Annotated in this window: 9 protein-coding genes and 1 tRNA gene; 5 read left to right on the top strand and 5 right to left on the bottom strand. The window is 67.3% G+C overall.

The window, feature by feature from the left end; all coding sequences use genetic code 11:
- Positions 1–772, top strand: a 772-nt coding sequence (locus tag ACWELQ_RS24055) for a MerR family transcriptional regulator (RefSeq protein ID WP_452399302.1), incomplete at its 5' end; no start/stop codon positions are given.
- 1 nt (position 773) lies between these two features.
- On the opposite strand, the gene ACWELQ_RS24050 is transcribed toward ACWELQ_RS24055, so the two are convergent.
- The 3 genes from ACWELQ_RS24050 to mfd form a co-directional block, all read right to left on the bottom strand.
- Positions 774–1,754, bottom strand: a complete 981-nt coding sequence (locus tag ACWELQ_RS24050) for a hypothetical protein (protein ID WP_452399301.1) — start codon at positions 1,752–1,754, stop codon at positions 774–776.
- A 119-nt stretch (positions 1,755–1,873) separates the two neighbouring features.
- Complete coding sequence (locus ACWELQ_RS24045) at positions 1,874–2,599, bottom strand: MazG family protein (RefSeq protein WP_452399300.1); 726 nt, start codon at positions 2,597–2,599, stop codon at positions 1,874–1,876.
- Positions 2,596–6,213, bottom strand: coding sequence for a transcription-repair coupling factor (mfd, locus tag ACWELQ_RS24040; protein WP_452399299.1), 3,618 nt, complete (start codon positions 6,211–6,213; stop codon positions 2,596–2,598). The genes ACWELQ_RS24045 and mfd overlap by 4 nt, the downstream gene beginning before the upstream one ends.
- Before the next feature lie 108 nt (positions 6,214–6,321).
- Here mfd and ACWELQ_RS24035 point away from each other — a divergent pair, with 108 nt between their 5' ends.
- On the top strand, positions 6,322–6,711 hold the full coding sequence (locus ACWELQ_RS24035) for a DUF1801 domain-containing protein (protein ID WP_452399298.1): 390 nt from the start codon (positions 6,322–6,324) through the stop codon (positions 6,709–6,711).
- Positions 6,712–6,775: 64 nt separating this feature from the next.
- Here ACWELQ_RS24035 and ACWELQ_RS24030 read toward each other — a convergent pair whose 3' ends face one another.
- Both ACWELQ_RS24030 and ACWELQ_RS24025 read right to left on the bottom strand, forming a co-directional pair.
- Positions 6,776–7,423 carry a TetR family transcriptional regulator gene (locus tag ACWELQ_RS24030; protein ID WP_452399297.1) on the bottom strand — a complete coding sequence of 216 codons (648 nt, stop codon included), beginning with the start codon at positions 7,421–7,423 and terminating at the stop codon, positions 6,776–6,778.
- Between the two features lie 214 nt (positions 7,424–7,637).
- Complete coding sequence (locus ACWELQ_RS24025; protein ID WP_452399303.1) at positions 7,638–8,267, bottom strand: TetR/AcrR family transcriptional regulator; 630 nt, start codon at positions 8,265–8,267, stop codon at positions 7,638–7,640.
- A 207-nt stretch (positions 8,268–8,474) separates the two neighbouring features.
- On the opposite strand from ACWELQ_RS24025, the gene ACWELQ_RS24020 reads away from it, so the two are divergent.
- From ACWELQ_RS24020 to ACWELQ_RS24010, 3 genes are all read left to right on the top strand, one after another.
- A tRNA-Gln gene (locus tag ACWELQ_RS24020) sits at positions 8,475–8,545 on the top strand.
- Positions 8,546–8,621: 76 nt separating this feature from the next.
- Entirely contained in the window at positions 8,622–10,100 is a 1,479-nt protein-coding gene (glmU, locus tag ACWELQ_RS24015; protein ID WP_452399296.1) for a bifunctional UDP-N-acetylglucosamine diphosphorylase/glucosamine-1-phosphate N-acetyltransferase GlmU, read from the top strand.
- Between the two features lie 20 nt (positions 10,101–10,120).
- Complete coding sequence (locus tag ACWELQ_RS24010; RefSeq protein WP_452399295.1) at positions 10,121–11,101, top strand: ribose-phosphate diphosphokinase; 981 nt, start codon at positions 10,121–10,123, stop codon at positions 11,099–11,101.
- Positions 11,102–11,179: the final 78 nt, after the last annotated feature.

Here is an 11,179-nt window from a genome sequence, read left to right as displayed (position 1 = left end):
GCGGCATTACGACGCACTGGGATTGTTGCGGCCCGCCCGGGTCGACTCGTGGACCGGGTATCGGTACTACGCGGCGGCGCAGTTGTCGCGGCTCAATCGGATCATCGCGCTGAAGGAGCTCGGCTTCAGCCTGCACCAGGTGGGTGCGGCGCTGGACGCCGAGGTCGGGATCGCCGAGCTGCAGGGCATGCTCCGGCTGCGACAGGCCGAACTGGCCGAGACCGTCGCGACCGCGACCGCACGACTGGCCCATGTCGAGACGAGGCTCCGAACCATCGAGAACGAGGGAACCATGCCCATCGCCGAGGTCGTCGTCAAATCCCTGCCCACCATCCGGGTGGCCGTCGCCCGCGGCCTGGCCGACAGTTTCGACCCGAGCCATATCGGGCCCGTCATCGGCCCGCTCTACCGAGACCTGCACGGACGGCTGGAAGCACTGAGCATCGAGGTGACCGGACCCGATATCGCCCTGTACGAATCCGACGGTGACGGTGAACCGGGCAGCCGGGTCGTCATCCACGCCTGCGTCGCGGTCTCGGCGGCCCCGGGTTCGGTACCCGGCGTGGAGATCCTCGACCTACCCGCGATCGAGCGCGCCGCGACCATTGTTCATCACGGTTCGATGGACCGGGTGCTGACCACGATTCAGACCCTCGCCCGCTGGATAGAGACCTCCGGCCACCAGGCCGACCGCCTCGGCCGCGAGCTCTACCTCGAATCCTGCGGGCCGCAGGAGGATTGGGTGACGGAAATCCAATGGCCGCTCCGGTAGTTCAGACGATGCGTTCGCGCAGCCAATCCGGGATTTCGTCGCCCGCCCGCGGGTAGGTGGCCAGTTCACGACGGCACTCGTCGGGCTCCGGGAGCGGCAGCCAGTCGGGTACTTCCTTGAACGACAAGGTGAACTGGGCCTTGGAGGACGCGGCCTGCAACACCACCTGGCCGCTGAGCCAGGTGCCGGTCATCTGGTCGTAGCAGACTTCCTTGAGCCGGTTGAGCAGCATGAGGGTCTCCTCGGAGGGTTGCAGTTCCTCCGGTTCGGCATCGGTGATGTCGACCTGAATCCCGGTATGGCCGTCATCGCCGACCAGGCAGAACCACAGCACCGCGAGCTGCCAGTTCTCCGGCAGCGCATCGGTGAGCGCGCTGACCAGGGCGCTCTCGACCATGTCGCGATCGGCCGAGCGAGGCGCGCCGGGAGCGGCGGGCGCGGCGGCGGGTTCGTCCTCGAGCGCGCGCACCACCAGGTCCGGGTGATGGCGGCGCATGGCCTCCACCACGGCCGGGACCGGGACGGCTAGTCGCTCGGGCACGATGTAGAGCGGGCGTTCCGGATGCTTGCGCGCGGCGACGTCGCCGAGAGCCCGCACCCGGTCGTGGAATTCGGCGGGATCGCGCAGCACCACCTCCGCGAATCGTTCGGTGTGGCCGCCCTTGCGCAGTCGGCCGATGCCCAGCCGCAGGCGTTCCACCTCCGCCCACGCCACATGCGGATAGCCGCGGTAGGTGAAGCCCTGATCGGTGATCAGCAGCGTCGGCTGCGGCCGCACCAGATCGTCGAGCATGGCGTACACCCCGAACCCGAACAACGCCATGGCGACACCGCCCAGCACCCGCATGACCATGTGCTCATCACCGTCGAACACCACGAATCCGGGCAGCGCGGTCATCAGTAGGAAGAAGACCAGCGCGACTGCCGCACCCGTTCTCGACGGGTAGTACTCGGTGATCGGTTCGCGCCCCGAAGCTTGCACCCCCCTGACGCTAGCCGAAACGAGCCGAAGGCAACACCGCCGTTATCACCGGGCATCGTATCCGCTATGCCCGTTTCGGCCGCCCCAATGGATTTCGTACCGTGGTGTCGATACGTCGCTCAGGGGTGCGGCCAATACTCCCGCCAGTCCGCAGCGGCCAGCGCCCGGCGGTCCCCCCGCGCGATCTCGGCGGCGTCCTCGGCCGCGCGAATGCGTTCCGCGAAGCCGAGAGTGGCCTTGCGCAGCCGCTCCTCGGCACTGTCCGGCCCGCCCAGCTCGACGACCCGCAGCGCGTCCGGGATCAACTCCTGCGGTAAACCGGCCTTGATACCTCGCGAGCGAACCTTCTCCGCCAGTGCCAGCGCGGGTTGCGCCATGGCGATGCCGTCCAGGCAGGAGCGCCGCGCCTTCTCCGCGGATTTCCGCTCCTCCCAAGCCTTTTCCTGCGCCGCGATCTTGTCGGCCACCGCGGCGTCCGGGTCGATGCCGTAGTCGCCGCGCTCCCCCAGCAGATGCGGGCTGCGGTGCACCAGCTTGGCGACCAGCGCCGCCGCCACCTCCGCCACCGTGAATTCCCCTGCGGCCTCGGCGATCCGGGAGTGGAACAGCACCTGCAACAGCAGATCCCCCAACTCCTCCTTGATCGTCTCCGCATCCTCGGCCTGAATGGCGTCGAGCAGCTCGTAGGTCTCCTCGAGCAGATAGGGCCGCAGCGAATCGTGCGACTGCGTCACCTCCCACCCGCCGAAATTCCACAGCCGATCCATGACATCGACCGCCTCGCCGAGCGCCTGGGTCATAGCCGCGATATCCGCCGCCTCGCCACCCGTCTGTTCAGGGCTCATCGGGGGGCGAGCACCTCCGGGGCGACCTTGACATCGACCGCGCCCGGGGCCTTTCCGTCCAGGGCGAGCAGGAAGTCGGCGACGAATTGCAGGACCTGGACGTCGCGGACGCGGGCGGCGCCGACGCTGTCCTCGATGCGGGGCAGCGGGAGTTGGACGATGCCGGTGGTGGGCCGGTAGGTGGCGTTGGGGTACAGGCGCTTGAGACGCAGCTGCTTGGAATCGGGCAGCTGCAGCGGCGATACCTTCAGAGTGGTTCCGGTGACGCCGATTTCGGCGATGGCGTATTCGCGGGCCAGCAGGCGGAGCTTGGCGACCGACACCAGGCGGCCGACCTCGAGCGGCAGCGGGCCGTAGCGGTCGACGAGTTCCTCGACGACCGCGGTGAGCGCCGAATCATCCTGGGCGGCGGCCAGTTTGCGGTACGCCTCGAGCCGCAGCCGGTCGGAGGCGATGTAGTCCGGCGGGATGTGCGCGTCGACCGGCAGGTCGATGCGGACCTCCCTGACCTCCTCGTCCACCGTGATCGGGCGGCCGTCGGCGGCGGCGCGGTACGCCTCCACCGCCTCGCCCACCAAGCGCACGTACAGGTCGAAGCCGACGCCGGCGACATGGCCGGACTGCTCCGCGCCGAGCACATTGCCCGCGCCGCGAATCTCGAGGTCCTTCATGGCCACCGCCATGCCCGCGCCCAGATCCGAGTTCTGCGAAATGGTGGCGAGCCGGTCGTAGGCGGTCTCGGTGAGCGGCTTCTCCGGCGGATACAGGAAGTAGGCGTAGCCGCGCTCCCGGGACCGGCCGACGCGGCCGCGCAACTGGTGCAGCTGCGAAAGACCCAGGGTGTCGGCGCGTTCCACCAGCAGCGTGTTGGCATTGGAGATGTCCAGGCCGGTCTCGATGATGGTGGTGCACACCAGCACATCGAATTCCCGCTCCCAGAAGCCCTGCACGGTCTTCTCCAGCATGTCCTCGTTCATCTGCCCGTGCGCGACCACGACGCGCGCTTCGGGCACCAGGTCGCGAATCCGCTTGGCGGCCTTGTCGATCGAGGCCACCCGATTGTGCACGTAGAACACCTGGCCGTCGCGTAGCAGTTCGCGGCGGATGGCCGCGGCCACCTGCTTGTCGTTGTACGCGCCCACATAGGTGAGCACCGGATGCCGTTCCTCGGGCGGGGTGAGAATCGTCGACATCTCGCGGATGCCCGCCAGCGACATCTCCAGGGTGCGCGGAATCGGCGTGGCGGACATGGTGAGTACGTCCACGTGCGTGCGCAGCGCCTTGATGTGCTCCTTGTGCTCGACGCCGAAACGCTGCTCCTCGTCGATGATGACCAGGCCCAGGTCCTTCCACCGCACACCGGTCTGCAACAGCCGGTGCGTGCCCACCACGATGTCGACGTCCTTGGTGGTCATGCCCTCCAGGATCTCGCGCGATTCGGCGGCGTCGGTGAAGCGCGACAGGCCCTTCACCACCACCGGGAACCCGGCCATGCGCTCGGTGAAGGTCTGCAGATGCTGTTGCGCCAGCAGCGTTGTCGGCACCAGCACGGCGACCTGCTTACCGTCCTGCACCGCCTTGAACGCCGCGCGCACCGCGATCTCGGTCTTGCCGTAGCCGACGTCACCGCAGACCACCCGGTCCATCGGCACTGTCTTCTCCATATCCGCCTTCACCTCGGCGATGGCGGTGAGCTGATCGATGGTCTCGGTGAACGCGAACGCGTCCTCCATCTCCTGCTGCCACGGCGTATCCGGGCCGAAGGCGTGGCCGGGCGCGGCTTGGCGGACGGCGTAGAGCTGCACCAGCTCGGTGGCGATCTCGCGAACCGCCTTGCGCGCCTTGCGTTTCGTGTTCTGCCAGTCCGACCCGCCCAGCTTGGACAGGCTCGGCAACTCGCCGCCGACATACCGCGACAGCTGATCGAGCGAGTCCATCGGCACGAACAACCGGTCCCCCGGCTGGCCGCGCTTGCTGGGCGCGTACTCGATGACCAGGTATTCGCGCCGGGCGCCGGCGATGGTGCGCTCGATCATCTCCACGAAACGGCCGATGCCGTGCTGATCGTGCACCACCATGTCCCCGGCGGTGAGCGCCAGCGGATCGACCTGGTTGCGGCGCTTGGCGGGCAGCCGCTTGCCCTCGCCGGGCGCGGTGACCCGGTTGCCGGTGAGATCGGATTCGGCGATCACCACCAACTTGGCGTCGTCGAACACGATGCCGTCGTGCAGCGAACCGCACAGCACGCCGACCACGCCCGGCGCCGGCGCGGAACCGGATTCCAGCGCCGCGGCGGGCACCTCGGCGTCGGCGAGACGTTCCAGAATGCGTTGCGCCGTACCGTGTCCCGCCACCACGATGACCGCGCGGCCGCCGGTGACGACCTGCGCGCGCAACGAGGCGAAAATGGTGGCGACCAGTTCCTCGGAGCCGCGCGCGGAGGCGGCGGCCAGCACCGGCAGCACGATCTCGTCGGGATGGTCGGCGGCCAGCGGGCTCAGCGTCCACCAGGGCAGTCCGCGCCGTTCGGCGTCCGCGTGCACGACATCCAGGCCGCGATAGCCCGACGCCGCCAGATCCAGGCCGTGCGCGCCCAGCGGCGCGGCCCCGCCGAAGGAGGCCGCCGTCCACGACGCCTCCAGGAACTCCTCGCCGGTGCGCACCAGATCGGCGGAGCGGGTGCGGACCTTCTCCGGATCGCACAGCAGCACATGGGTTTCCGCGGGCAGCACATCCACCAGCAGTTGCAGCTCGCCGGGCTGCAGCACCGGCAGCAGCGCCTCCATGCCCTCCACCGGGATGCCCTCGGCGATCTTGTCCAGCATCTCGACGAGGGCGGCGTCCGCCGGATTCTCGGCGGCCACCCGGGCGGCGCGCTCGCGAAGTTCGGTGGTGAGCAACAGTTCCCGGCACGGCGGCGCGACGACCAGCTCGACCGGCACCTCGTGGATGGAGCGCTGATCCTGCACCGAGAAGGCCCGCAGCTCCGAGACCTCGTCGCCCCAGAACTCCACGCGCACCGGATGATCGGCCGTCGGCGGGAAGAGGTCCAGGATGCCGCCGCGCACCGCGAACTCGCCGCGCTTGCCGACCATGTCGACCCGCTCGTAGGCGAATTCCACCAGCCGCATGAGCAATTCGTCGAAGTCGAACTCCGCGCCGCGGCGCAATACGATCGGCTCGATCTCGCCCAGTCCGGCGGCCATCGGCTGCATGAGCGAGCGCACCGTGGTCACCACCACCCGCAGCGGCCCCGACGTGCCCGGATCCTCCGGATGCGCCAGCCGCCGCAACACCTGCAACCGCCGCCCGACCGTGTCCGCCCCCGGCGACAGCCGCTCGTGCGGCAGTGTCTCCCACGACGGGAACAGCGCGACCGTGTCCCCCAGAATCTCGGTGAGCTCAACGGCGAGATCGTCGGCCTCACGCCCGGTGGCCGTCACCACCAGCAGCGGCCGCTGCCCCGCAATGGTCGAGGCCACGAACGGCCGCACCGCCGAAGGCGCGACCAACATCGCGGACTCCCGCCCGATCAGGCTCGTGACCTGCTGCAATGCGGCATCTTCAGCGGCCACCGCAGCCAGGCCAGCCAGGGGTGGACGATGAGTGGACATGCGGCGGACTCCTCGGCGCAGACAGCGATCCAGACGACCAACCGAGTCTAGTCACCCGCAATGACAGCTTCAGCACACCTACACCCCGGCCGTGCTTGGATGACTGTCATGTCCTATGCGACCGATCCGCGGGTGGACGCCTACATCGACTCCTTGCCCGACTGGCAGCAGGAGATCTGCCTCCAGGTCCGCGACCTCGTCCACGAAGCGGACCCCGCGGTCGAGGAAACGATCAAGCGCACGACCCGCCCCTACTTCGTCCTCGACGGCAATATCTGCGCGCTGCTCGGCACCAAGAAGGCCGTCGACATCTTCCTCTACGACGGCGGGATCGTTCCCGATCCGGAAGGCATCATCACCGGCGGCCACGACAACAAGACCGCCCGCATGATCGCCGTCGCCGAGGGCGAAACCCTCAACGCCCCAGCCCTACTCGCCATGTTCCGCGCGATCACCGCCAACAACCGCGCGGGTGGCTGGCGAAAACTGAAGGGCTGAGACTGGACTCTCGGGTTTCACCTTGGGGTTTCAGGGGCTTGCCCCTGAGAGTCCCGAGAGTTGGTTATTGCACGTAGCGGCGGAGGCGGCGGGCCGCGAACTCTCGGAAGTACGCCACCTTCTCGTCCGGGACGATCGAGGGCAGCAGGAAGAAACATGCCCGCTCCATGCGGGTCGCCATCTGGTCGATGCTTTCGGTGCTGACCGCCACGATGTGGACGCCCGTCGTCATCTCCTGCAGCAGCAGGCCGATGGTCTCCGGATCCAGGTCGGACTTCAAATCACCTTGGGCGATAGCGCGTTCGGCGAGCAAACGGTGCGTCTCACCCCACGTCTTGGCGATATTGTCGCCCGTCGCGCCGCGATAGTCGCCGATCTGGTGGGTGAGCTTGAGCATCGCCCCGACCATCGGATCGTTCATCGTCAGATCCGCCACCACGTAGGTGATCCCGATGCACGCCTCGAGCGCGGGCACCCGGGGATCGAAGAATCCCTGGCAGGCGCTGACCAGTCGCTCGTTGCCCTGATCGACAACCGCGCGGGCCAGTTCTTCCTTGGAGCCGAAGTGAAAGTACAAGGCGCCCTTGGTCACATTCGACTGCGCGATGATCTCCGACAGGGACGCGTTCGCGTAGCCGAGCCGCAAAAAGACATCCGCCGCGCCCGCGAGCACGGAATCGCGAGTGATCTCCGCACGCGCTTGCCTAGCCATCAGATCCGCCTGTCATCAAACCAGCCATCCTGAAGTAGACCGACATCCCGAAGTTGACCGACATCACAGTTCGAACAGCACTCGAAGGATGGGTGAACCGTACCACCCGGCTGCGCGCTGCCAGCCGATTCGAGCATTCGACCCGTCCTCCTTCGCAATTCGCTGGTTAACTGTCCAGTTCTGCCCCGCTAGGACAGACATATCAGACCAAAGTTCAGACCGCCGGGTTCGATAACCCCTTGCCGCTCGGCCATTCCGACTTCAGTACGGGCTCGGCCTCCAAATGCGTGAGCCCGTTCCAGCACAGGTTCACCAGATGCGCGGCCACCACTTCCTTGGACGGCTGGCGCTCGTCCAGCCACCAGGTCGCCGCCGTCGCAACCATTCCCACCAGCGCCTGCCCGTACAGCGTCGCCAGATTCGGATCCAGACCGCGGCGCTCGAAGTCCCCGGCGAGAATGTGCGCCACCTGATTCACGGCCTCGTTGAGCAGAGACGAATACGTCCCTTCTGCCGCCGACACCGGTTGATCCCGCATCAGAATCCGGAAGCCGTCGGTGCGCTCCTCCATATAAGTGAGCAACGCCAGCGCCACCTGCTCGAGCCGCACCCGCGACCGGTTGTTGCTCAGCGAGGCCGTGATCATCGCCAGCAACATCGACATCTCGCGGTCGACCACCACCGCGTAGAGCCCTTCCTTACCCCCGAAGTGCTCGTACACCACCGGTTTCGACACCTGCGCCCGCGCCGCGATCTCCTCGATCGAGGTCGCGTCGTACCCGCGCTCCGCGAACAGCGCCCGCCCGATCTCGATGAGCTGCTGGCGGCGCTGGGTACCGGTCATGCGCGCCCGCACGGGCCTCGCACCCTCGCCAGCCGTCATCGCTCACCTGCCCTTTCGCCCTGCCCCCGGGCGCCTTCGCCCGGGGTGCGGGGCCGTCGGCCGCCGCGCTGTCGTGAGTAGCCTATCGACAGACACGTCCGAATCTATGTAAGCGGTTCGACGTTGAGGGGTAGTTCATGCGAGGATCAGACCCGCATGACGCTGCAATCCGCCGTGGTGTAATGGCAGCACAACTGATTTTGGTTCAGTTAGTTCAGGTTCGAGTCCTGGCGGCGGAGCTCACGAGCAGGGTCTATATGGTTTGACCCGCACATTGCTTTCCAGCACACGATGACCGGCAGCCGAGGGAGATCCATGCCACAGCAGACCGCCGTCGTCGTTCTCGCCGCCGGAGCCGGAACCCGAATGCGGTCCAAGACACCCAAGGTGTTGCACCCGCTCGCCGGTCGGAGCATGCTCGCCCACGCGTTGCATGCCGCGCACGAGATCGATCCGACGTCGCTCATCACCGTGATCGGCCACGACCGCGAAGCGGTCGGCGACGCGGTCGGCAAGGTAGGGGCGGAACTGGGCCGCCAGATCACCCTGGCGGTACAGGAAGAACAGCGTGGCACCGGGCACGCCGTGCAGTGCGCGCTCGAGGTCATGCCCGACGATTTCGCCGGCGACGTGCTCGTCACCTACGCCGATGTGCCGCTGCTGGACGGGCACACCCTCAACGCGCTGCTCGACGAGCACCGCAGCTATTCCGACGGATCCGCCGTCACCGTACTGACTTTCGAGCCCGACGACCCGAACGGCTACGGCCGCATCGTGCGCGACGCCGAGGGTCGCATGATGGAGATCGTCGAGCACGCCGACGCCACTCCGGCGCAGGCCGCCATCACCGAGGTCAACTCCGGCGTCTATGTCTTCGACGCGGCCGTGCTGCGAATCATGATCTCGCGCATCGATACCGCCAACGCGCGGCATGAGCTCTACCTCACCGATGTGCTCAAGCTGGCCCGCGAGGCCGGGCATCCGGTGCACGGCGCGCGCCTGCTCGACCACGCCAAGGTCACCGGCGTGAACGACCGGGTGCAGCTGGCCGGGGCCGCGCGCACCCTCAACCGCTACATCCTGGAACGGCACATGCGCGCCGGGGTCACCATCATCGATCCGGGCACCACCTGGATCGACGGGAACGTGGTGATCGGCCGCGACGCCGTCATCCGCCCGGGCGTACAACTGTTGGGCGACACCGTGATCGGTGAGGACGCCGAGATCGGACCGGACTGCACGCTCACCGATGTCACCGTCGGCGACGGCGCGAAGGTGGTCCGCACACATGGCGAGAAGGCCAAGATCGGCCCGGGCGCGAGCGTCGGCCCGTTCGCCTATCTGCGCCCCGGCACCTCGCTCGGCGAGAAGGGCAAGATCGGCACCTTCGTGGAGACGAAGAACGCGACGATCGGCACCGGCTCCAAGGTTCCACACCTGACTTATGTGGGCGACGCCACCATTGGCGAATACAGCAATATCGGAGCGTCCAGCGTTTTCGTCAATTACGACGGGGTCAAGAAGCACCACACCACCGTGGGTTCGCATGTTCGCACGGGCAGCGACAATATGTTCGTCGCCCCGGTCACCGTGGGTGACGGCGCGTACTCCGGGGCGGGTACTGTACTGCGCAGAAATGTTCCACCGGGAGCGCTCGCGGTCTCGGGTGGTGCACAACGCAACCTGGAAGGCTGGGTGCAGCGCAATCGCCCCGGCACCGATGCAGCCCGGGCGGCCGAAAAAGCCCTCAGGGAGCCCCCGGAAGAACCGGGAACCACCGAGATATCCGACTAGAAAAAGGATGGCGAACGTCAGTGACCGCGTTCTCTACCGACAACCAGAAGAATCTGATGCTGTTCTCGGGGCGCGCTCATCCTGAGCTCGCCGAGGCAGTGGCCAAGGAACTCAACGTCCACGTCACTCCCCAGACCGCCCGCGATTTCGCGAACGGTGAGACCTTCGTCCGGTTCGAGGAATCGGTCCGCGGCTCCGACGCCTTCGTGCTGCAGAGCTTCCCGGCCCCGCTCAACCAGTGGGTCATGGAGCACCTCATCATGATCGACGCGCTCAAGCGCGGTTCGGCCAAGCGCATCACCTCGGTGCTGCCGTTCTACCCGTACGCCCGCCAGGACAAGAAGCACCGCGGCCGCGAGCCCATCTCCGCTCGCCTGGTCGCCGACCTGCTCAAGACCGCGGGCGCGGACCGCATCATCACCATCGACCTGCACACCGATCAGATCCAGGGCTTCTTCGACGGCCCGGTCGATCACATGCACGCGCAGGTGCAGCTGGCCGAGCACATCCGCACCAACTACGACCTGTCCAACATCACCGTCGTCTCCCCCGACGCCGGTCGCGTGAAGGTCGCCGAGAAGTGGGCCAACTCGCTCGCCGACGCGCCGCTGGCGTTCATCCACAAGACCCGCGACCCGCTGGTGCCCAACCAGACCGTGTCCAACCGCGTGGTCGGTGAGGTCGAGGGCCGCACCTGCATCCTGATCGACGACATGATCGACACCGGTGGCACCATCGCCGGCGCGGTCAAGGTGCTCAAGGAGGCGGGCGCGGGCGACGTGGTCATCGCCGCCACCCACGGCATCCTGTCGCACCCGGCCGCCGAGCGTCTCGCCAACTGCGGGGCCAAGGAGGTCGTGGTCACCAACACGCTGCCGATCGACGAGGACAAGAAGTTCCCCACGCTGACCGTGCTGTCGATCGCGCCGCTGCTGGCGCAGACGATCCGCGAGGTCTTCGAAAACGGTTCCGTGACGGGGCTTTTCAACGGGAACGCGTAACATCGGCCCGGGCTCGATGCCCTGCTCGGACACCAGCAGTCGCCGGATGCGCTGGTATTCGTCGAGCGCCTCGGTGCG

This window comes from Nocardia sp. NPDC004722 (assembly GCF_053601505.1).
The sequence above is the reverse complement of the archived record's forward strand: the minus strand, read 5'-3'. Positions and strand labels throughout refer to the sequence as shown.

Bases quoted from the DNA above. Each gene is read 5' to 3' on its own strand.
- ACWELQ_RS24045 (WP_452399300.1), bottom strand. From the start codon at position 2,599: ATGAGCCCTGAACAGACGGGTGGCGAGGCGGCGGATATCGCGGCTATG.
- mfd (WP_452399299.1), bottom strand. From the start codon at position 6,213: ATGTCCACTCATCGTCCACCCCTGGCTGGCCTGGCTGCGGTGGCCGCT.
- ACWELQ_RS24035 (WP_452399298.1), top strand. From the start codon at position 6,322: ATGTCCTATGCGACCGATCCGCGGGTGGACGCCTACATCGACTCCTTG.
- ACWELQ_RS24030 (WP_452399297.1), bottom strand. From the start codon at position 7,423: ATGGCTAGGCAAGCGCGTGCGGAGATCACTCGCGATTCCGTGCTCGCG.
- ACWELQ_RS24025 (WP_452399303.1), bottom strand. From the start codon at position 8,267: ATGACCGGTACCCAGCGCCGCCAGCAGCTCATCGAGATCGGGCGGGCG.
- glmU (WP_452399296.1), top strand. From the start codon at position 8,622: ATGCCACAGCAGACCGCCGTCGTCGTTCTCGCCGCCGGAGCCGGAACC.